The 20,618-nt window shown below is 71.8% G+C and carries 17 protein-coding genes; 2 read left to right on the top strand and 15 right to left on the bottom strand.

Annotation, left to right across the window (positions count from 1 at the left end; all coding sequences use genetic code 11):
* Nucleotides 1-47 precede the first annotated feature (47 nt).
* From der to pyrG, 15 genes are all read right to left on the bottom strand, one after another.
* Nucleotides 48-1,529, bottom strand: a complete 1,482-nt coding sequence (gene der, locus ABT232_RS35630) for a ribosome biogenesis GTPase Der (protein WP_351848183.1) — start codon at nucleotides 1,527-1,529, stop codon at nucleotides 48-50.
* Between the two features lie 76 nt (nucleotides 1,530-1,605).
* On the bottom strand, nucleotides 1,606-2,193 hold the full coding sequence (locus tag ABT232_RS35625) for a lysophospholipid acyltransferase family protein (protein WP_450872011.1): 588 nt from the start codon (nucleotides 2,191-2,193) through the stop codon (nucleotides 1,606-1,608).
* A 56-nt stretch (nucleotides 2,194-2,249) separates the two neighbouring features.
* Complete coding sequence (gene cmk / locus ABT232_RS35620) at nucleotides 2,250-2,945, bottom strand: (d)CMP kinase (protein ID WP_351848177.1); 696 nt, start codon at nucleotides 2,943-2,945, stop codon at nucleotides 2,250-2,252.
* A gap of 132 nt (nucleotides 2,946-3,077) precedes the next feature.
* Entirely contained in the window at nucleotides 3,078-4,163 is a 1,086-nt protein-coding gene (locus tag ABT232_RS35615; protein ID WP_351848174.1) for a prephenate dehydrogenase, read from the bottom strand.
* Nucleotides 4,160-4,522 carry a chorismate mutase gene (aroH, locus tag ABT232_RS35610; protein WP_351848171.1) on the bottom strand — a complete coding sequence of 121 codons (363 nt, stop codon included), beginning with the start codon at nucleotides 4,520-4,522 and terminating at the stop codon, nucleotides 4,160-4,162. The genes ABT232_RS35615 and aroH overlap by 4 nt, the downstream gene beginning before the upstream one ends.
* 149 nt (nucleotides 4,523-4,671) lie before the next feature.
* On the bottom strand, nucleotides 4,672-5,691 hold the full coding sequence (locus ABT232_RS35605; RefSeq protein WP_351848169.1) for an ADP-ribosylglycohydrolase family protein: 1,020 nt from the start codon (nucleotides 5,689-5,691) through the stop codon (nucleotides 4,672-4,674).
* 90 nt (nucleotides 5,692-5,781) lie between these two features.
* Entirely contained in the window at nucleotides 5,782-6,903 is a 1,122-nt protein-coding gene (locus ABT232_RS35600; RefSeq protein ID WP_351848166.1) for a pseudouridine synthase, read from the bottom strand.
* Nucleotides 6,903-7,577 carry an SMC-Scp complex subunit ScpB gene (scpB, locus tag ABT232_RS35595; protein WP_351848163.1) on the bottom strand — a complete coding sequence of 225 codons (675 nt, stop codon included), beginning with the start codon at nucleotides 7,575-7,577 and terminating at the stop codon, nucleotides 6,903-6,905. Before scpB ends, ABT232_RS35600 begins: the two co-directional genes overlap by 1 nt.
* A complete protein-coding gene (locus ABT232_RS35590) occupies nucleotides 7,574-8,653 on the bottom strand; it encodes a segregation and condensation protein A (RefSeq protein WP_351848160.1) in 1,080 nt (359 codons plus the stop codon). The genes scpB and ABT232_RS35590 overlap by 4 nt, the downstream gene beginning before the upstream one ends.
* An 18-nt stretch (nucleotides 8,654-8,671) precedes the next feature.
* Nucleotides 8,672-9,253 carry a hypothetical protein gene (locus ABT232_RS35585; protein ID WP_351848158.1) on the bottom strand — a complete coding sequence of 194 codons (582 nt, stop codon included), beginning with the start codon at nucleotides 9,251-9,253 and terminating at the stop codon, nucleotides 8,672-8,674.
* Nucleotides 9,238-10,374, bottom strand: a complete 1,137-nt coding sequence (locus tag ABT232_RS35580) for a ParA family protein (RefSeq protein ID WP_351848156.1) — start codon at nucleotides 10,372-10,374, stop codon at nucleotides 9,238-9,240. The genes ABT232_RS35585 and ABT232_RS35580 overlap by 16 nt, the downstream gene beginning before the upstream one ends.
* A 403-nt stretch (nucleotides 10,375-10,777) precedes the next feature.
* A complete protein-coding gene (gene ald / locus ABT232_RS35575; RefSeq protein ID WP_351848199.1) occupies nucleotides 10,778-11,893 on the bottom strand; it encodes an alanine dehydrogenase in 1,116 nt (371 codons plus the stop codon).
* A 140-nt stretch (nucleotides 11,894-12,033) separates the two neighbouring features.
* Complete coding sequence (locus ABT232_RS35570) at nucleotides 12,034-14,121, bottom strand: tetratricopeptide repeat protein (RefSeq protein ID WP_351848153.1); 2,088 nt, start codon at nucleotides 14,119-14,121, stop codon at nucleotides 12,034-12,036.
* Nucleotides 14,122-14,331: 210 nt separating this feature from the next.
* Complete coding sequence (locus ABT232_RS35565) at nucleotides 14,332-14,958, bottom strand: NUDIX domain-containing protein (protein WP_351848150.1); 627 nt, start codon at nucleotides 14,956-14,958, stop codon at nucleotides 14,332-14,334.
* An 83-nt stretch (nucleotides 14,959-15,041) separates the two neighbouring features.
* On the bottom strand, nucleotides 15,042-16,691 hold the full coding sequence (gene pyrG / locus ABT232_RS35560; protein WP_351848148.1) for a CTP synthase: 1,650 nt from the start codon (nucleotides 16,689-16,691) through the stop codon (nucleotides 15,042-15,044).
* 517 nt (nucleotides 16,692-17,208) lie between these two features.
* On the opposite strand from pyrG, the gene ABT232_RS35555 reads away from it, so the two are divergent.
* Together ABT232_RS35555 and ABT232_RS35550 are read left to right on the top strand one after the other, a co-directional pair.
* Nucleotides 17,209-19,011 (top strand): glycoside hydrolase family 15 protein, encoded by a 1,803-nt coding sequence (locus ABT232_RS35555; protein ID WP_351848145.1) that lies wholly within the window; start codon nucleotides 17,209-17,211, stop codon nucleotides 19,009-19,011.
* Between the two features lie 215 nt (nucleotides 19,012-19,226).
* A complete protein-coding gene (locus tag ABT232_RS35550) occupies nucleotides 19,227-20,609 on the top strand; it encodes an FAD-binding oxidoreductase (RefSeq protein WP_351848142.1) in 1,383 nt (460 codons plus the stop codon).
* Nucleotides 20,610-20,618: the final 9 nt, after the last annotated feature.

The raw sequence follows: 20,618 nt of genomic DNA, 5'->3' as shown, positions 1-20,618 counted from the left end.
TCGCGGGGGGGGGCGGCCCCGCCCGGGCCCCGCCCTCCCGCGTCATGTCACTTCTTCTTCGCGCCGCGCTTCTCGCGCACCCGCACCGAGATGTGGATCGGCGTGCCCTCGAAGCTGAACTCCTCACGCAGCCGGCGCTCGATGAAGCGGCGGTAGCCCGCCTCGATGAAGCCGGAGGCGAACAGCACGAACCGCGGCGGCTTGGTGCCGGCCTGGGTGCCGAACAGGATGCGCGGCTGCTTGCCGCCCCGGACCGGGTGCGGATGGGCGGAGACCAGCTCGCCGAGGAAGGCGTTGAGCCGGCCCGTCGGAACCCGGGTCTCCCAGCCCGCGAGGGCCGTCTCGATCGCCGGGACCAGCTTCTCCATGTGGCGGCCGGTGCGCGCCGAGACGTTCACCCGGGGCGCCCAGGAGATCTGGCCGAGCTCGGTCTCGATCTCCCGCTCCAGGTAGTAGCGGCGCTCCTCGTCGAGGGTGTCCCACTTGTTGAAGGCCACGACCACCGCGCGCCCGGCCTCGACGGCCATCGTCACGATCCGCTGGTCCTGCACCGAGATGTTCTCGGAGGCGTCGATCAGGATGACCGCCACCTCGGCCTTCTCGACGGCGGCCGCGGTGCGCAGCGAGGCGTAGTAGTCGGCGCCCTGCTGGAGGTGGACACGCTTGCGGATGCCGGCGGTGTCGACGAACTTCCAGGTGACGCCGCCGAGTTCGATCAGCTCGTCGACCGGGTCGCGGGTGGTGCCCGCCAGCTCGTTGACGACGACGCGCTCCTCGCCGGCCACCTTGTTCAGCAGCGAGGACTTGCCGACGTTCGGGCGGCCGATCAGGGCGATGCGGCGCGGGCCGCCGACGGCGGTGCCGAAGGTCTGCTCGGGGGCGTCCGGCAGCACCTCCAGGACGGCGTCCAGCATGTCGCCGGTGCCGCGGCCGTGCAGCGCGGAGACGGGGTGCGGCTCGCCGAGGCCCAGGGACCACAGGTAGGACGCGTCGGCCTCGCCGCTCGGGCCGTCGACCTTGTTGGCGCACAGCACGACGGGCTTGCCCGCCTTGCGCAGCAGTCGTACGACCGCCTCGTCGGTGTCGGTGGCGCCGACCTTGGCGTCGACGACGAACACGACGGCGTCGGCCGCCTCGATCGCGTACTCGGCCTGCGCGGCGACGGAGGCGTCGATGCCGAAGACGTCCTGCTCCCAGCCGCCGGTGTCGACGACCTTGAAGCGGCGGCCCGCCCACTCGGCCTCGTAGGTGACGCGGTCGCGGGTGACGCCGGGCTTGTCCTCGACGACCGCCTCACGGCGGCCGATGATGCGGTTCACCAGGGTCGACTTGCCGACATTGGGACGGCCGACGACGGCGAGCACGGGCAGCGGGCCGTGCCCGGCCGCCTCGATGGCACCCTCGACCTCTTCCGGGTCGAAGCCCTCTTCCGCGGCGAGCTCCATGAACTCCGCGTACTCGGCGTCGCCGAGCGCCCCGTGGTCGTGCTCGAAGCCGTCCGAGCCGCCGGGCTGGATCTGGTCGTTCATGAAGTCCGTACCTCGTCGTTCATCGTGGTGATCGGTGGAGTGTCCCGATTCGGGGTGATCCACTACTCAGTGTCGCTCAGCGCCCGGTCAGGCGCCTGGCGTTTTCCAGGTGCAGGGTGAGCTGCTTCTGGATGCGCAGCGTCGCCTCGTCCAGCGCCTTGCGCGTGCGCCGCCCCGAGCCGTCGCCCGCCTCGAACGGGTCACCGAAGACCACGTCGATGCGGCTGCGCAGCGGGGGCAGCCCCTTCAACAACCGTCCGCGGCGCTCGGAACTTCCCAGTACGGCGACCGGGACGACCGGGGCGCCGCTGCGCACGGCGAAGTAGGCGAGCCCGGCGCGCAGCGCGGCGAAGTCGCCCTCGCCGCGGGTGCCTTCCGGGAATATGCCCAGCACACCGCCGTCGTCCAGGACGCCCAGCGCCCGGGTGATCGCGGTGCGGTCGGTGGTGTCGCGGTCCACCTTCAGCTGACCGATGCCGGTCAGGAAGGGGTCGAGCGGGCCGACGAACGCCTCCTTCTTGATCAGGAAGTGCGTCGGCCGGGGCGCCACGCCCATGACCATGGGGCCGTCGAGGTTGTGGGAGTGGTTGATGGCGAGGATCGCCGGACCGGTGGCGGGAACCCTCCAGGCGCCGAGCACCCGGGGCCGCCACAGCCCGTACATCAGGCCGACGCCGATGCGCCGCCCGACCTCGGCGCCCCGCGCCGACGGAGCCTCGCTCACTTGCCCGCCCGCTTCTCCTCGACGAGGGTGACGACGCACTCGATGACCTGCGGCAGGGTGAGCGCGGTGGTGTCCACCTCGACGGCGTCGCCGGCCTTGGCCAGCGGCGAGGTCTTACGGCTGGAGTCGGCCGCGTCCCGCTTCAGCAGGGCCTCGCGGGTGGCGTTGACGTCGGCACCCTTCAGCTCGCCGCTGCGGCGGGCGGCACGGGCCTCCGGGGAGGCGGTCAGGAAGATCTTGAGGTCGGCGTCCGGCAGCACCGTCGTACCGATGTCCCGGCCCTCGACGACGATGCCGTTCTCGGCGGAGCGCGCGATGGAGCGCTGGAGCTCGGTGATCCGGCTGCGCACCTCGGGGACCGCGCTGACCGCGCTGACCTTGGAGGTGACCTCCTGGGTGCGGATCGGACCGGCGACGTCCACGCCGTCGACCGTGATGGTCGGGCCCGTCGGGTCGGTGCCGGAGATGATGTCCGGCTTGCCGGCGACGGCGGCGATCGCCGTGGGGTCGTCGATGTCGATGCCGTTGCTGACCATCCACCAGGTGATCGCCCGGTACTGGGCGCCGGTGTCCAGGTAGCTGAGGCCGAGCTTCGCGGCCACGGCCTTCGACGTGCTCGACTTGCCCGTCCCGGAGGGTCCGTCGATGGCGACGATCACTGCGGGGACGGTCCGGGCGGCGCCGTTTTCCACGGGGGGACACCTTCCTGGTGCGGGGTGGCGGAGGTCGGGGCGGGTTGGCGCCCACGACAAGGTTACTGGGTGCCCGTCCCCCATCCGGACGAGCGCCCGCTCCTCGACCTCCCGCGGGCGGTCTCGGCCGCCCTACTGCCGGATCGCCCAGCCCCGCTCGCGCAGCGCGGCGACCAGCACGGTGGCCGCCTTCGGCTCGACCGACAGCTGCACCAGACCGGCCTGCTGCCCGGTGGCGTGCTCGATCCGTACGTCCTCGATGTTGACCCCGGCCTGTCCCGCGTCCGCGAAGATGCGGGCCAGCTGGCCCGGCTGGTCGTCGATGAGGACGACGACGGTCTCGTAGACCCGCGGCGCGGACCCGTGCTTGCCGGGGACCCGGATCTGGCCCGCGTTGCCGCGCCGCAGCACGTCCTCGATGCCGCCGGCGCCCTCGCGGCGCTTGTCGTCGTCGGAGGACTGCAGGGCGCGCAGCGCGCGGACCGTCTCGTCGAGGTCGGCGGAGACGTCCGCGAGGAGGTCGGCGACCGGCCCGGGGTTCGCGGAGAGGATGTCGATCCACATCCGGGGGTCGGAGGCGGCGATCCGGGTCACGTCCCGGATGCCCTGCCCGCACAGCCGTACGGCGGCCTCCTCGGCGTGCTCCAGGCGCGCGGCGACCAGGCTGGAGACCAGGTGGGGCATGTGGGAGACGAGGGCCACGGCACGGTCGTGGGCGTCGGCGTCCATGACCACGGGCACGGCACGGCAGTGCGAGACGAGTTCGAGCGCGAGGTTGAGCACCTCGGTGTCGGTGTCCCGGGTCGGGGTCAGCACCCAGGGGCGGCCCTCGAAGAGGTCGCCGGTGGCGGCCAGCGGTCCGGACTTCTCCCGGCCGGACATGGGGTGGGTGCCGAGGTAGGACGTCAGGTCGAGGCCCAGTGCCTCCAGCTCGCGCCGGGGGCCGCCCTTGACGCTGGCCACGTCGAGGTAGCCGCGGGCGACCCCGCGCCGCATGGCGTCGGCGAGCACCGCGGCCACATGGGCGGGCGGGGCGGCGACGACGGCGAGGTCGACGGGGCCGGCGGGCGGCTCGTCGGTGCCGGCGCCGAGCGCGGCGGCGGTGCGGGCCTGCTCGGGGTCGTGGTCGTCGAGGTGGACGGTGACGCCGCGCTGGGCCAGGGCCAGGGCGGCGGAGGTGCCGATGAGGCCGGTGCCGATGACGAGTGCGGTCCTCACTGGGCGATGTCCTTGCGCAGGGCGGCGGCGGCGCCGAGGTAGACGTGGTTGATGCCGGCGCGGGGCCGGTCGGACTCGATGTGGGCGAGGAGGCGCACCACGCGCGGCATGGCGCCCTCGATGTCGAGTTCCTGGGCGCAGATCAGCGGGACGTCGACGATGCCGAGCTTGCGGGCGGCGGCCGCCGGGAAGTCGCTGTGCAGGTCGGGGGTGGCCGTGAACCAGATGCTGATCAGGTCGTCGGCGGTGAGCCCGTTGCGCTCCATGACGGCCGTGAGCAGGGCTCCGACCTGCGCGTCCATGTGCTCGGCGTCGTCCCGCTCCAGCTGGACGGCCCCCCGGACCGCTCGTACCGCCACGGCGCTGCTCCTCGCTGATGTGCATGCTGATGTGCGTGCTGATGTACGCCCTGATCGTGCGTCCGTCCAGCGTAGTCAGCCCGGGCCCGCCGGGCGCGCGCCGCCCGCCCCATGAGACGGGTGGGACGCCCGGGCGGGTGACCGGCCGCTCAGGCGTCCCAGAGCGCGCCCAGGGCCGTCAGCTCGTCGTGGTACTCGATGCGGTCCGCCCAGTCGGCCGGCCAGGCGTCGGCGCCGAGGTGGGCGCCGGCGAAGGCGCCGGCCAGGCAGGCGATGGAGTCGGAGTCGCCGGAGGTGCAGGCGGCGCGGCGGAGCGCGGTGAGCGGTTCGTCGACGAAGAGGAGGAAGCAGAGCAGGCCGGTGGCGAGGGCTTCCTCGGCGATCCAGCCGGCCCCGGTGGCCAGGCAGGGGTCGGTCTCCGGGGAGACGGTGCGCACGGCGTCCTGGAGGCGGCCGAGGATGTCCAGGCACTCGTCCCAGCCGCGGGCGATGAAGTCCTCGGGGCCGGCGTCGTGGCCGCGGGTCCACAGGTCGCCGAGCCACTGGTGGTGGTAGCGGGTGCGGTTCTCGTAGGCGTAGGACCGCAGCAGGCCGACGAGTCCGGTCGGCTCGGCTCCCTGGGCGAGCAGGTGCACGGCGTGCGCGGTGAGGTCGGAGGCGGCGAGGGCGGTGGGGTGCCCGTGGGTGAGGGCGGACTGGAGCTGGGCGGCGCCGGCCCGCTGGTCGGCGTCGAGTCCGGGGGCGAGGCCGAGGGGCGCCACGCGCATGTTGGCGCCGCAGCCCTTGGAGCCGAGCTGGCTGGCGTCCTGCCAGGCGCGGCCCTCCTCCTTGAGCAGGGCGCAGGCGACCAGGCAGGTGCGGCCGGGCGCGCGGTTGTTGTCCGGGGACTGGTACCAGTCGACGAACTCCTCGCGCACCGGCCGCGCCAGCCGCTTCGGCGCGAGCGTGCCGCGGTCCATGGCGGTGCGCAGTCCGCGGCCGAGCGCCAGGGTCATCTGGGTGTCGTCGGTGACGATCGCGGGCGTGGGCAGTTCCATCCGCCGCCAGGGACCGAACTTGGCGAGGATCGACGGTACGTCGTTGAACTCGGTCGGAAAGCCGAGCGCGTCCCCGAGGGCGAGGCCCAGGAGCGCTCCGGTTGCGGCACGTTTCGGCACGCGGATCACCATCCCCTTTATCGTCACTGTGACAATAAAGGGGATGGCGGGGCCCTCACAAGCCGTTTGCGAGGTCGACTCGCAGAGGGCCCACGGGTCGACCTACAGGTCGACCTCCTTCATCAGCATCCCGACCTCGGTGTTCGACAGCCGCCGCAGCCAGCCCGACTTCTGGTCGCCCAGCGTGATCGGCCCGAAGGAGACGCGCACCAGCTTCTCGACCGGGAAGCCGGCCTCCGCGAGCATGCGGCGCACGATGTGCTTGCGGCCCTCGTGCAGGGTCACCTCGACCAGGTAGTTCTTGCCGGTCTGCTCGACGACCCGGAAGTGGTCCGCGCGCGCGTAGCCGTCCTCCAGCTGGATGCCGTCCTTCAGCCGCTTGCCCAGGTCGCGCGGGATCGGCCCGATGATCGCGGCGAGGTAGGTCTTCTTCACGCCGTACTTGGGGTGCGTCAGCCGGTGCGCCAGCTCACCGTGGTTGGTGAGCAGGATGACGCCCTCGGTCTCGGTGTCGAGCCGCCCCACGTGGAAGAGGCGCGTCTCCCGGTTGGTGACGTAGTCCCCGAGGCACTGCCGGCCCTCCGGGTCCTCCATGGTGGAGACGACACCGGCGGGCTTGTTCAGCGAGAAGAACTGGTACGACTGGGTCGCCACGGTCAGGCCGTCGACCTTGACCTCGTCCTTCTCCGGGTCGACGCGCTTGCCCTGCTCCAGCACGATCTCGCCGTTGACCTCGACCCGCGCCTGCTCGATCAGCTCCTCGCAGGCCCGCCGCGAGCCGTAGCCGGCGCGTGCGAGCACCTTCTGGAGCCGCTCGCCCTCCTGCTCGGCGCCCGGGAAGGTCTTGGGCAGCTTGACGTCCTTCTTGCCGGCGTAGCGCTCACGGTTGCGCTCCTCGGCCCGCGCGTCGTACTCACGGGAGCTCGCCGGAGCCGTACGGCCGCGGCCCGTGCCCTGGCCCTGCCGGGGCCCGCCCTTCGCGCCGCCGCGCGCGGAGGCGCCGCGACCGGACTTCGGGCCGTCCTTGGTGGCGCCGGGGCCCACGTCGTAGCGCCGCTCCTCCGGGCGCGGCTTCTTGGGCCGGCCGCCCTGACTGTCGTCGCGGTTGTTACCGGCACCACGGTAGTTACCGCGGCCACCGCTGCTCCCGCCGCGGCCGCCGCTGTTGCCACCACGGCTCCCGCCGTTGTTTCCGCTGCTGTTCCTGCCGCTGCTGCTTCGCATCAAAATTCCGTCTGGTCGTCTGCGTCCTCGGAACCCGGCGCATCGGGTGCGTCCGGATCGAACGACGGAACCCCTTCCAGCGTCTCGGCCTCGATCGCCTCCGCCTCCGGGAGGAAGGGCGCGAGCTCCGGGAGCTCGTCCAGACCGCGCAGGCCCATCCGCTCCAGAAAGTAGTTCGTCGTCACGTACAGGATCGCACCTGTTTCGGGTTCCGTGCCCGCCTCCTCGACCAGACCCCGCTGGAGGAGGGTGCGCATCACACCGTCGCAGTTGACCCCGCGCACCGCCGAGACCCGGCTGCGGCTGACCGGCTGCCGGTACGCCACCACCGCCAGGGTCTCCAGGGCGGCCTGGGTCAGCCGGGCCTGCTGCCCGTCGAGGACGAACCGCTCGACGGCGGGCGCGTACTCGCCCCGGGTGTAGAACCGCCAGCCGCCCGCGACGAACCGCAGCTCGAAGCCGCGCCGCTGCGCGGTGTACTCGTCGGCCAGCTCCCGCAGGGCGTCCGCGACCTGCCGCCGGGGCCGTTCCAGGATCTTCGCCAGCTGCTCCTCGGTCGCGGGCTCGTCCACGACCATCAGGACGGCCTCCAGGGCGGGCCTGAGCTCCAGGTCGGCCACGGTCCGCGAACCGGCCGGCACCCCGGTGCTCCCCTCGGCGGTCTGCTCGCTCATGCCTTCCGCTCCTCCTTCGGCCGCTCGGCCGGCCGGTCGAACTCGTCGGTCACCAGGGGCCGGCCGTCCCCGTCCCCGCCGGTCCACCGCACCATCAGCTCCCCGAGCGCCGTCTCCTGCTCCAGCTCGACGGCCTTCTCCCGGTACAGCTCCAGCAGCGCGAGGAAGCGGGCGACGATGGTGAGGGTGTCGTCGGTGTCCTCGATCAGCGAGCGGAAGCCCGCCTCGCCCAGCTCCTTCAGCCGGGCCACCACGATCGCGGCCTGCTCCCGCACGCTGACCAGCGGGGCGTGGATGTGGTCGACGTACACCTGCGGTTTCGGCTTGGGCTGCATCGCCTTGACGGCGAGCCTCGCGAACCCTTCGGCGCCGATGCTGATGACCACCTCGGGCAGCAGCTCCGCGTGCTGGGGCTCCAGGCCGACGGTGCGGGGGTAGCGCCGGGCCTCGGTGTCGAGCCGGCCGCTGAAGATGTCGGCGACCTGCTTGTACGCGCGGTACTGGAGCAGTCGCGCGAAGAGCAGGTCCCGGGCCTCCAGCAGGGCGAGGTCGGCCTCGTCCTCGACCTCGGCGGCGGGCAGCAGCCGGGCGGCCTTGAGGTCCAGCAGGGTCGCGGCGACGACCAGGAACTCGGTCGTCTGGTCCAGGTCCCAGTCCGGGCCCATCGCCCGGATGTGCGCCATGAACTCGTCGGTCACCTTGGACAGGGCGACCTCGGTGACGTCCAGCTTGTGCCGGGAGATCAGCTGGAGCAGCAGGTCGAAGGGGCCCTCGAAGTTGGCGAGCCGGACCGTGAAGACACCGTCGGGGGACTCGTCCTCCACGACGGGCGCGTCCACGGCGGCGGGCCGCGCGGGCGCGGGCTCCACCGCCAAGGGCTCAGGCGCGGGCTCAGGCTCCGGCGCGGCGGGCTCGGGCGCCGGGGCGACCGCTTCCGGTGCCTCTTCGGGAACCGCTTCCGGTGCCTCTTCGGGAGCCGTTTCCGGCTCCACCCGCGGCGCACCCGGCCCTCTCCCGAGCGCACGCCGGCGACCGGCACCGCCGGAGGAGGGGACGGAAGCGTCGTACGAGGTCATGGCCCCCGCAGGCTACCGCTACCGCCCCCGCAACCGCCGTACGAGGATGCTGGCGTCCCCGCGGGACTCCAGATCGGCGAGCACGACGGCCACCGCCTCGCGCACGATCCGTCCCCGGTCGACGGCGAGCCCGTGCTCGCCGCGGAGCACGAGACGCGCGTGCTCCAGGTCCATCAGCTCCTCGGCGGAGACATACACGGTGATCTTCTCGTCGTGCCGCTCGCGCCCGCTCGGCCGCCGTGTGGAGGACCGGCCCCGCTTGCGGGACGCCGCCGACGCGGAAGGGGACGCGGGAGAACCTTCCTGCGCCCCCTGGCGCCGCTGGGAGCGCTCCGCCGAGGCCGTCCGGCTGCGGGACTCGCCCGCCTCGGCCGGCTCGGGCTCCGCGGCCACGTGCTCGGCACCGTCGCCGTCACCGCCCTGCGCGGGCACGGACTGCGGGGCGTCGTCGGCGACCGCCGCCGGATCGCTCTCCCCGGCCGGAGCCGGAACCCGGGCCTCGCCGCCGGCGGGGCGCCGTGGAGTGGACGGCTGGAGTGCCATTCCCCCTGTCGTACGGAACAGTTCGTCGGCCCCCGGCAGACTCACTCGGCGTGACACCGGGCGAGCACCTCCCTGGCGAGCTGGCGGTAGGCGGCGGCACCGACGGAGTTGGAGGCGTAGGTGGTGATGGGCTCACCGGCGACCGTGGTCTCCGGGAAGCGGACCGTGCGTCCGATGACCGTGTGGTAGACGTGGTCGTCGAACGCCTCCACGACGCGCGCCAGCACCTCACGGCTGTGCACGGTGCGCGAGTCGTACATCGTGGCGAGGATGCCGTCGAGCTCCAGCTCCGGGTTGAGCCGCTCCTGGACCTTCTCGATGGTCTCGGTCAGCAGCGCCACACCACGCAGGGCGAAGAACTCGCACTCCAGCGGCACGATCACCTTGTGCGCGGCGGTCAGCGCGTTCACCGTGAGCAGGCCGAGCGAGGGCTGACAGTCGATCACGATGTAGTCGTAGTCGGGCAGTAGCGGCTTCAGCGCGCGCTGGAGCGTCGACTCACGGGCCACCTCGGAGACCAGCTGCACCTCGGCCGCCGACAGGTCGATGTTGCTGGGCAGCAGGTCCATGTTGGGGACCGCCGTCTTCAGCAGCACCTCGTCGGCCGCCATCCCCCGCTCCATGAGCAGGTTGTAGACGGTGAGGTCGAGTTCCATCGGGTTGACCCCGAGGCCGACCGACAGCGCGCCCTGCGGGTCGAAGTCCACGAGCAGCACCCGGCGGCCGTACTCCGCGAGCGCGGCACCCAGGTTGATGGTCGACGTGGTCTTGCCGACGCCGCCCTTCTGATTGCACATCGCGATGATCTTCGCGGGGCCGTGGTCGGTGAGCGGGCCCGGGATCGGGAAGTACGGCAGCGGGCGCCCGGTCGGGCCGATGCGCTCGCGGCGCTGGCGGGCCGCGTCGGGCGCGAGCGTGGCCGCGTACTCGGGGTCCGGTTCGTACTCGGCGTCGGGGTCGTAGAAGTGCCCTTCGGGCAGTTCCTCGTAGTCGGCGAAGTGGTTGTGGGGCGCGCCACTTCCGTCGCCGGCCATGGCGTTCACGTGATGGCCATCCATGCTCTGGGGTGCTGTCTGAGCCATGTGGGGGCTGGCTTGGCTCTGGTGGGCTGCGAAGGTGCGGACAGCGACGGAGCCGACAGCCTCTAGCCCCGCGGAGCCCTGGGCCCGCGTAGGCATTCCTGGTTGACCACCCCCGGGAGAAAATGTCGACTCATTCACAAGTCGTCTTACCTCCTTGGTGACCAGGAAACTTCTAGACAAGGTCAGCGTGGCACCATGCCGACGTTCGGCGACTCTATGGCGTGTCGGGCGTCCGCAGCAACACAATCCGCCGGACCCGGCCCGATGTGTCGGCAATGAAACATCCCTCTGTCAAGGGCGTACGGCCGTCGCACAGCAGGTTTCACGGGTGTGCGAATCGGTTAAAGCGATACGTTCGAGGCGAGTTGACCGAGCGTCGCAAAGTGACCATACACACATCCGGCCGGACCTTGTCGGGCAAGGTCCGGCCGGATGCTGGCGGTTGACGAGCCGAGTTGACGTATCGCCTTTTGCCTGGGGATGACTTGAACCCGACGGGTCAGCCGAGGAGCGCCTCGAGCTCCACGTGCTCCAGGCCGTGCGCCTCCGCGACCTCGCGGTAAACGACCTTGCCGTCATGGGTGTTGAGGCCCTTGGCGAGCGCCGGGTCGCGGCGCAGCGCCTCGACCCAGCCGTTGTTGGCCAGCGACACGATGTACGGCAGCGTGGCGTTGGTGAGGGCGTTGGTCGAGGTGTTCGGGACGGCGCCGGGCATGTTGGCGACGCAGTAGAAGACCGAGTTGTGGACCTGGAAGGTCGGCTCGGCGTGCGTGGTCGGGTGCGAGTCCTCGAAGCAGCCGCCCTGGTCGATCGCGATGTCGACAAGGACACTTCCCGGCTTCATCCGGGAGACCAGCTCGTTGGTGACGAGCTTCGGGGCCTTGGCGCCCGGGATCAGCACCGCGCCGATCACGAGGTCGGCGTCGAGGACGGCCTTCTCCAGCTCGAAGGCGTTGGACATGACGGCCTTGACCTTCGTACCGAAGATCTTGTCGGCCTCGCGCAGCTTGTTGATGTCGCGGTCCAGCAGGGTCACGTCGAAGCCCATGCCGACGGCGATCTGCGTGGCGTTCCAGCCGGACACGCCACCGCCGATGACGACGGCCTTGGCCGGGGTGACGCCCGGGACGCCGCCCGGCAACACACCGCGGCCGCCGGCCGCGCGCATCAGGTGGTAGGCGCCGACCTGCGGGGCCAGACGGCCCGCGACCTCGGACATCGGGGCGAGCAGCGGCAGCGCGCGGTTCGGCAGCTCCACCGTCTCGTAGGCGATCGCGGTGGTGCCGGACTCGATCAGCGCGTCCGTGCACTCCTTGGAGGCGGCCAGGTGCAGGTAGGTGAAGAGCGTCTGGTCCTTGCGGAGGCGGTGGTACTCCTCCGCGATCGGCTCCTTGACCTTGAGCAGCAGGTCGGCGGCGGCCCAGACCTCGTCGGCGGTGCCGAGGATCTCGGCACCGGCGGCGACGTACTCCTCGTCCGTGATCGAGGAGCCGAGACCGGCGTTGCGCTCGATGACGACCTGGTGGCCGTTGCGCACCAGCTCGTGCACGCCGGCGGGGGTGATGGCCACCCGGAACTCGTTGTTCTTGACCTCGCGGGGGATGCCGACCTTCACGTCGATCACGGTCCTTGGCTCAGAGGGGGTGTAGTACGCGACATACCCGGATGTTCAGGGCACACCGGGAGACACCGCAGGAGAACGTGCGGCAGAGCCAGTCTAATGAAGGTGTTCCCGCTGTCTAGCCTTTCATTGCATCAATCTTCAGTGGATGCACTACGGATTTCGCAGGTGTTAGCGCCCTGTTCCGGCTGTGAATCCTCCGGATCGCCCTCCTGCTCGGGCTCCTGGACCTCCTCCCCCAGCATGCGCTCGGCCGCGCTGCGGTGCAGTCCGGCCGTCGTGGGGTCGCCGAGGTGGTCCAGGGTGTCGGCCAGCCGCAGGTGCAGCGCCGCCTGGAGCCGTACGTCCTCCGCGCGGCGCGCCCACTCGATCGCCTCCTGGCAGGTGCGCAGCGACTCCTCGGGCCGGCCCGCGTACTCCTGCACCCGGGCCAGCTCGCTCAACGCCCGCGCGTGCCCGCCGAGATCGCCGAGCTTGCGGTAGCCGGCGACGGCCGCCCGCCAGCCCCGCACCGCCTCGCCGTAGCGGCCCGCGTAGGTGTGCACGGCGGCGATCCGGCCGTACAGCCGGGCGGCGTCCGCGCGCTCGTCGCGGGCCAGCCGCTGGGCGAGGGCCCGGCCGTACCAGTCGGCGGCCCGGTCGTAGTCCCCCAGCTCCTCGTGGGCACCGCCTACGGATTCCATCGCGCGGCCGGTCGCATACGGATCGTTCGCCTCCCGTCCGGCGTCCAGCGCCGCCCGGTAGCGGACCAGCGCATCGGCCGTACGTCCGGTCTGGGCGTCGAGGTCGGCCAGGTTCAGCAGGGCCGCCGACCGCTCCCGGGCCAGACCGCGGCGCTCGGCCACGTCCAGGACCAGCCGGTGGACGTCGTACAGGTCCGGTGCCGCGGCCTGGGTGCCGAAATGCGCCACCATGGCCCGCACCAGCTGGGACATCAGCCGCCGGGCCAGGGTGTCCAGCTCACCGTCGGCCACCGCCAGCCGGGCCGCGGCGAGCAGCGCGGGCCGGCGGATGCACAGCCACTCCTCCGCCGCCCGGGGGCTGGGGAACCGCAGCGAGCGCGGCATGCCGAGCAGCTTCTCGCGGGCCTGCGGGCTGTCCGTCTCGGTGATCGCCCGGCACGACTGGAGCAGCCGGACCGTCCGCTCCAGCATCCGGGCGCGGGCCAGCTGGAGTTCGGCCGGCCGGTCCTGGGTCTCGGCGAGGCCGCGCAGCAGGGGGTGCAGGGCGCCCGGCACCTCGTACTGCGGCAGCGGCGAGTCCACCGCGCGGAGCAGACCGAGGGCCACGAAGTCGTCCAGGGTGGTGCGGGCGCCGCTGACCGAGCAGCCGGCCAGCGCGGAGGCGGTGTGCGGGTCGACGTACCCGGCGGGCGCGACCGCGAGGAGGCGCAGTATCCGGGCGGCGGGGGCCGGCAGGGCGGAGTAGGCGAGCCGGAAGACGCGGCTGAGCGGGGTGCCGGTGCTGTCCTCGTCGTCCTCGACGTGCAGATGCTTGGCGAGATCGGCCACGGCCGCCTTGGGCCGGGCGGCGAGCCAGCCGCCCGCCAGCACCAGCGCGGCGGGCTGGGCCTGGCACAGCTCGACCAGGCCCTCGGCGGCCCGCGGGTCGACGGTGATGCGGACCGAGCCGGTGCGCCGCGACAGCAGCTCCACCGCCGACTTGGTGTCCAGGCCGCCCAGGGTGCACGGGCGGACGTCGGAGATCCCGGTGAGCGGGCCCTGGGAGACGGCCACGACGAGGCAGTCCGGGGTCTGTGGGAGCAGCACGTCGACCTGCTCGGCGTCGGCCGCGTCGTCCAGCAGCAGCACGAAGCGGCGGTCGGCCAGGGCCGCGCGCAGGGCGGCGGTGAGATCGTCCTCGGCGGCTCCCGCCGGGGCCGGCAGCTCCAGCCCGGCGAGCAGTTCGCGGGCGACCCGGCCGGCGGAGAGGGGCGTGCCGTCGGGCTCGCTGAGCCGGGCCCGCAGCACGCCGTCCGGGTAACGGTCGGCGACCTGCCGGACCAGTTCCTCGGCGAGCGCGGTCCGGCCGGAACCGGGCCGGCCCGCGATCAGCAGCACCCGGGCGCGCGGCGGTTTGCGGCCCGCCAGGGTGTCCAGGCCGGCGCGCTCGATGTCGGCGCGCAGTTCCTTCAACTCCCGTGTGCGGCCCAGGAACTCGTGCTCCTGTGAGGTGTGTCCCGACAGCTCCGAGCCGCCTGTGTCCACCGCCTGATCCGTCACGGGCCACACTCCCGTCCCACCGCACGCGCACCGCCCGCCGGGTCTCCGGTCCGGGCACTCGCCACCGGGCCGCCACCACGTGCGACGCCCCTTCGGCTCACTCGCGAAGAGCCTAGTTCACGCTCTGCGACGATCCGTGAGGAGCACGACGAGGACGTCCCCCGATCGGATCAAGCGATGGTCACACCGGCGCCGCTCACCGGCACCGGATCAGGACTCGAAGGGACGCGCCGGCCACGGGGCCTCGGCCGGGCGCAGGGCGTCCAGGCCGTCTCCCGCGCGCGAGGCGACCAGGGAGAGAACACCCACGACGAGGCAGTTGTTGTGCAGCTCACCGGCGAGCACTCCGCGCACCAGCTCCTCGACCGGGACCCGGTCCAGCTCCATGTCGGCCTCTTCGTGCTCGACCTCGAAGCGCTCGCCCTCGGCGGCTGACAGGCCACGGGCGAGGAAGATCCGTACGGCCTCGTCGCAGCCGCCGGGGGTGGTGTAGACGTCGGTCAGCACCCGCCAGTCCTCGGCCTTGACGTGCGCCTCCTCGTACAGCTCGCGCTGGGCGGCGTGCAGCGGGTTCTCGCCCGGCACGTCGAGCAGTCCGGCCGGGATCTCCCACAGCTTCTGGCGCACCGGGTGCCGGTACTGGCGCAGCACCAGTACGCGGTCGGCGTCGTCGAGGGCGAGCACGGCCACCGAGCCCGGGTGGACCTGGTAGTCGCGGCGGACCACCGTTCCGTCGGGCATGACCACGTCGTCGGTGCGGACGGAGGTCTTGTTGCCCGTGAAGGGGGTGTCCGTGGCCCGGATCCCCCACTCCTCGGCGGTGTCCTTGATCGTCATGCCCTGTTCCTCCAGACGTACCGAAAAAGCCGGGGCGCGTGCCCTTCACGGACACGCACCCCGGCCACCGTACAACTGTTGCGTTACTGCGCGGTCTTCCGCTCGACGGCGGCCTTGACCAGGCCCGCGAACAGCGGGTGCGGGCGGGTCGGGCGGGAGCGCAGCTCCGGGTGGGCCTGCGTGGCGACGAGGTACGGGTGGACCTCACGGGGGTACTCGACGTACTCGACCAGCTTGCCGTCCGGGGAGGTGCCGGAGAACTGGATACCAGCCTTGCTCTCCAGCTCCGCGCGGTAGGCGTTGTTCACCTCGTAGCGGTGACGGTGCCGCTCCTCGACGTACTCCTTGCCGTCGTAGACCTCGCGCACGATGGAGCCCTCGGCCAGCTTGGCCGGGTACATGCCCAGGCGCATCGTTCCGCCCATGTCGCCCTCGCCGGCCACGATGTCCAGCTGCTCGGCCATGGTGGAGATCACCGGGTGCGCGGTGGCGGCGTCGAACTCGGTGGAGTTGGCGTCGGGGATGCCGGCCAGGTTGCGCGCGGCCTCGATCACGATGCACTGCAGGCCCAGGCAGAGGCCGAGCAGCGGGATCTTGTGCTCACGGGCGTACTGGATGGCGCCGACCTTGCCGGAGACACCGCGGTCGCCGAAGCCGCCGGGGATGCAGATCGCGTCCACGTCGCCGAGCTGCTCGGCGGCGCCGGCCGGGGTGCGGCAGTCGTCGGAGGCGACCCACTTGATCTTGACGCGGGTCCTGTTGGCGAAACCGCCGGCGCGCAGCGCCTCGGTCACCGACAGATAGGCGTCGGGCAGGTCGATGTACTTGCCGACCAGCGCCATGGTGATCTCGTGCGCGGGACGGTGGACGCGGTCGAGCAGGTCGTCCCAGGTCGTCCAGTCCACGTCACGGAACGGCAGGTCCAGCTTGCGCACCGCGTAGGCGTCCAGGCCCTCGGAGTGCACGGTCTTCGGGATGTCGTAGATCGACGGGGCGTCGGGGCAGGCCACGACGGCGTCCTCGTCGACGTCGCACATCAGCGAGATCTTGCGCTTGATGGCGGTGGGCACCTCGCGGTCGCAGCGCAGCACGATGGCGTCCGGCTGGATGCCGATGTTGCGCAGGGCGGCGACCGAGTGCTGGGTCGGCTTGGTCTTCAGCTCGCCGGAGGGGCCGATGTAGGGCAGCAGCGAGATGTGCACGACGAAGACGTTGTCCCGGCCGACCTCGTGGCGGACCTGGCGGACGGTCTCCAGGAACGGCAGCGACTCGATGTCACCGACGGTGCCGCCGACCTCGGTGATGACGACGTCCACGTCGTCCGCGGCCATCCGGCGGATGCGGTGCTTGATCTCGTTGGTGATGTGCGGGATGACCTGGACCGTGTCGCCCAGGTACTCGCCGCGCCGCTCCTTGGCGATCACCGTCGAGTAGACCTGGCCGGTGGTGACATTGGCGGAGCCGTCCAAGTCACGGTCAAGGAAACGCTCGTAGTGTCCGATGTCGAGGTCGGTCTCGGCACCGTCGTTGGTGACGAACACCTCACCGTGCTGGAAGGGGTTCATCGTGCCCGGGTCGACGTTGATGTACGGGTCGAGCTTCTGCATGACGACACGCAGCCCGCGCGCCTTCAGCAGCATCCCGAGGCTGGAGGCGGTCAGGCCCTTGCCGAGCGAGGAGGCGACACCCCCGGTGACGAAGATGTGCTTGGTCGTCGTGGATTTGGGCGGCATGGCCAAGAGGGGGCTCCCGTGGTCTCGGTCTGGGGGTGCGGTGCGGCTGTCCGGCCCGGTGGCACCGGGTTTTTCTGGAGGAGCCGTCGCTGCGGTTCGGGGGTTCTACGCCCACCGGTCCACGGGCTACCAGGGTATCAGCGCCTCGGCCGGATGGCTTCCGGCGACGCTCTGCGCACGGCCCGCCACGCACGTGAACCGCTCACCGCTCCCTCACCCACTGCTCACCCGTTCGGCGCAAGCACGTTGTCCGGAGCGGCACGCAGATCATCTACGTGCGTCGTATCCTGCTCGGACACTCGCTGCCGAGCCCGCCGGCCGAACGGCACCACCCCCGCCCATCGGCACCGGAACAACGAGAGCTCGTCAGATCGTTGAGTGACGACTGCCGTCCGGTCGTTTCGGCTCGGCGAACAGAATTGCCTCACATCTCAACGACGCACTACAACGACCCCTTGACCGCATTAGCGAAAGCCCCCTTCATGGGGCTACGTGGCCGTTCGACTGGAGTTAGCACGTGGCCGGGCGCATCGAAGACTACGCACTCATCGGAGACATGCAGACCGCTGCCCTGGTCTGCCGGGACGGCACAGTCGACTGGCTGTGCCTGCCCCGCTTCGACTCGCATGCCATCTTCGCCGGCCTGCTGGGCACCGAGGAACACGGCTTCTGGCGGATCGGCCCGGCGCACGCGGCCGACACCGAGCCGCCCGCCGCGGCCCGGCGCAGCTACCGCGGCGACTCGCTGATCCTCGAGTCCGAGTGGGACACCCTGCGGGGCACGGTCCGCGTGATCGACTTCATGCCGCCCCGTGACGGCGCCCCGCAGCTGATCCGCATCGTGGAGGGCGTCTCCGGACGGGTCCCGATGCGCTCGGCGCTGCGGATGCGTTTCTCGTACGGCCGGATCGTGCCGTGGGTGCACAAGCACGACGGCCGTACGGTGGCCGTCGCCGGCCCGGACTCCGTGTGGTTCGACACACACGTCGAGACCGAGGGCAAGGAGCTCACCACCTACTCGGACTTCACGGTCTCCCCCGGCGAGCGGATCGCGTTCACGATCTCGTGGCAGCCCTCGCACAAGGAGCCGCCGCCCCTGCCGGAGCCGGAGCAGTCGCTGGAGGCGACGGAGGAGTTCTGGCGGGAGTGGGTCGAGCACTGTACGTACCACGGCCCCTACCGTGAGCCGGTGATCCGCTCGCTGATCACGCTGAAGGCGCTGACGTACGCGCCGACCGGCGGCATCGTCGCCGCCCCGACCACCTCCCTGCCGGAGGAGATCGGCGGCGTCCGCAACTGGGACTACCGCTACACCTGGCTGCGGGACGCGGCGATCACCCTGTCCTCGCTGCTGCGCACCGGCTACCGCGAGGAGGCCCGCGCCTGGCGCGAGTGGCTGCTGCGGGCCGTCGCCGGCGACCCCGAGAACCTCCAGATCATGTACGGCATCGCGGGCGAGCGGGAACTCGGCGAGGCCGAGCTGGACTGGCTGCCCGGCTACGAGAACTCCGCCCCGGTCCGGGTCGGCAACGGCGCCGCGCACCAGCTCCAGCTGGACGTGTACGGCGAGGTCACCGAGGCACTGCACCTCGGCCACATGACCGGCCTCGCGCGCAGCGACTACGCCTCCCTGCTCCAGCTGAAGCTGATCCGCTACCTGGAGGACCACTGGCAGGAGCCGGACGAGGGCATCTGGGAGGTGCGCGGCCCGCGCCGCCACTTCGTGCACTCCAAGGTGATGGCCTGGGTCGCGGTCGACCGCACCATCAAGCTGATCGAGTCCGGCGACGCGGACGGCCCGCTGGAGCGCTGGAAGGAACTGCGCGAGGACATCCACCGGGACGTCTGCGAGAAGGGTTACGACAAGGAGCGCAACACCTTCACGCAGTCGTACGGCTCCAGGGAACTGGACGCCTCCCTGCTGCTCATCCCGCAGGTTGGCTTCCTGCCGCCGGACGACAAGCGCGTGATCGGCACCGTCGAGGCGATCCAGCGGGAGCTGTCCACGCCGGACGGCTTCATCCTGCGCTACCCGACGCAGGGCGAGGACGAGGGCGTCGACGGCCTCCCCGGCGACGAGGGCGCCTTCCTGGCCTGCTCGTTCTGGATGGCCGACGACCTCGCGATGATCGGCCGGGTGGACGAGGCCCGCAAGCTCTTCGAGAAGCTGCTCTCGCTGCGCAACGACCTCGGGCTGCTGGCGGAGGAGTGGGACCCGCGCCTCCAGCGCCAGGTCGGCAACTTCCCGCAGGCCTTCAGCCACGTCCCCCTGATCGACACCGCCCTGCGCCTGACAGCGTCGGGAGCCTACGGCGGCTGACCACTTGGCGCTCGTCCCACCTGCCGGCCCGGCGTCTCACAGAAGGCGCCGGGCCGAGGTGTTGCCCGGAGCGGCCGGGCCTCCCGCGAAAGCCCCGCCGGGCCGGCATGCGTCCCCGCCGTCCAGCGCACCCCCGCTGCCCGCCGCCGCGCAGCGCGCACCCCGCGCGCCTACGCTGGAAGCGGACCATTGCCCCTGTGCGGAAGGGGGCGGCCATGGCTTCCCTCTCGAAGGCGGGTACGGCGCTCGCCGCGTTGCGTGAGGAGCTGGCGGGCGAGGTGTTCGCGCCGGGGGATCCGGATTACGACATGGCCCGGACCGTCTTCAACGCGATGATCGACCGCCGCCCGGCGGTGATCGCGCAGTGCGCGGACGAGGCCGACGTGGTGCGGGCCGTGCGGTTCGGCCGGGACCTCGATCTCAACATCGCGGTGCGCGGCGGCGGCCACAGCGTGGCGGGCATGGCGCTGAACGACGCCGGGCTCGTCGTGGACCTGCGCCGGATGCACCGCGTCACCGTCCACCCGGGCGCCGAGGCGGTACGGGTGGAGGGCGGCGCCACGATGAGCCACCTGGACCGCGCGACCCAGCCGTACGGCCTGGCCACCACCGGCGGGCGGGTCTCCTCGACCGGGGTCGGCGGGTTCGTGCTGGGCGGCGGCAGCGGCTGGCTGGACCGCTGGTGCGGGCTGGCCGTCGACAATCTGCTCGGCGTGGAGCTGGTCACCGCGGACGGCGAGCGCACCCACGCGAACGCGGACGAGAACCCGGACCTGTTCTGGGCGCTGCACGGCGGCGGCGGCAACTTCGGCATCGCCACCGCGCTCATCCTGAAGCTGCACGAGCTGCCGGAGTTCGCGGTGGCCCTGCTGCTGTACCGCCCGGAGTCCGGCCGCGAGGCGGTGCGCACGTTCCGGGACATCATGGAGTCGGGTCCGCCGGAGGCAGGCGGCGGGGTGCTGTACATCACCGGCCCGCCGGAGGAGTTCGTCCCGCCGGAGCTGGTCGGCTCGCTGACGTGCGCGGTGCTGCTGACGTACGCGGGCTCCGAGGAGGACATGCGCAAGGTCGCCCAGCCGCTGCTGGCACTGCCGCACGAGGGGGAGGTCGTCGGGGCGATGCCGTACGCGGAGGTGCAGTGCATGCTCGACGATCCGCCGGGGATGCGGAACTACTGGTCGGCGGAGTATCTGACGGGCGCTCCGGACGAGTTCGTGGACGTGTTCTGCGCGCTCGCGCTGCCGATGCCGGTGCCGACCAACACCCAGCACGTCCTGTTCCCGCTCGGCGGCGCCATCGCCGACGGCCCCGCCGAGTACCCCGTCCCCTACCGGGACTCCCCTTGGGTGGTGCATCCCTTCGGCGTCTGGGAGGACCCGGCGGACGACGAGCGCTGCATCGGCTGGGTGCGCGACGTGCGCGGTCGTGTCCGCCCGTGGAGCAGCGGCGCGGTCTACCTCAACTTCATCGGGGACGAGGGCGCGGACCGCGTCAGCGCGGGCCTGGGTGCCGGGAACACCGCTCGCCTGGCCGAGCTGAAACGCCGCTACGACCCGGACAACGTGTTCCGCTTCAACCACAACATCAGGCCCGCCTGAGGGACGGCC

The organism is Streptomyces sp. NPDC001532 (assembly GCF_040298625.1).
Taxonomy (GTDB): domain Bacteria; phylum Actinomycetota; class Actinomycetes; order Streptomycetales; family Streptomycetaceae; genus Streptomyces.
Note: the sequence above shows the minus strand (reverse complement) of the source record. Positions and strands in the feature narration are given on the sequence as shown.

Excerpts from the sequence above, each read along its gene's own strand:
- der (WP_351848183.1), bottom strand. The coding sequence starts at position 1,529 with ATGAACGACCAGATCCAGCCCGGCGGCTCGGACGGCTTCGAGCACGAC.
- ABT232_RS35625 (WP_450872011.1), bottom strand. The coding sequence starts at position 2,193 with ATGTACGGGCTGTGGCGGCCCCGGGTGCTCGGCGCCTGGAGGGTTCCC.
- ABT232_RS35605 (WP_351848169.1), bottom strand. The coding sequence starts at position 5,691 with ATGGTGATCCGCGTGCCGAAACGTGCCGCAACCGGAGCGCTCCTGGGC.
- ABT232_RS35600 (WP_351848166.1), bottom strand. The coding sequence starts at position 6,903 with ATGCGAAGCAGCAGCGGCAGGAACAGCAGCGGAAACAACGGCGGGAGC.
- scpB (WP_351848163.1), bottom strand. The coding sequence starts at position 7,577 with ATGAGCGAGCAGACCGCCGAGGGGAGCACCGGGGTGCCGGCCGGTTCG.
- ABT232_RS35590 (WP_351848160.1), bottom strand. The coding sequence starts at position 8,653 with ATGACCTCGTACGACGCTTCCGTCCCCTCCTCCGGCGGTGCCGGTCGC.
- ABT232_RS35580 (WP_351848156.1), bottom strand. The coding sequence starts at position 10,374 with ATGCCTACGCGGGCCCAGGGCTCCGCGGGGCTAGAGGCTGTCGGCTCC.
- ABT232_RS35565 (WP_351848150.1), bottom strand. The coding sequence starts at position 14,958 with ATGACGATCAAGGACACCGCCGAGGAGTGGGGGATCCGGGCCACGGAC.
- pyrG (WP_351848148.1), bottom strand. The coding sequence starts at position 16,691 with ATGCCGCCCAAATCCACGACGACCAAGCACATCTTCGTCACCGGGGGT.
- ABT232_RS35550 (WP_351848142.1), top strand. The coding sequence starts at position 19,227 with ATGGCTTCCCTCTCGAAGGCGGGTACGGCGCTCGCCGCGTTGCGTGAG.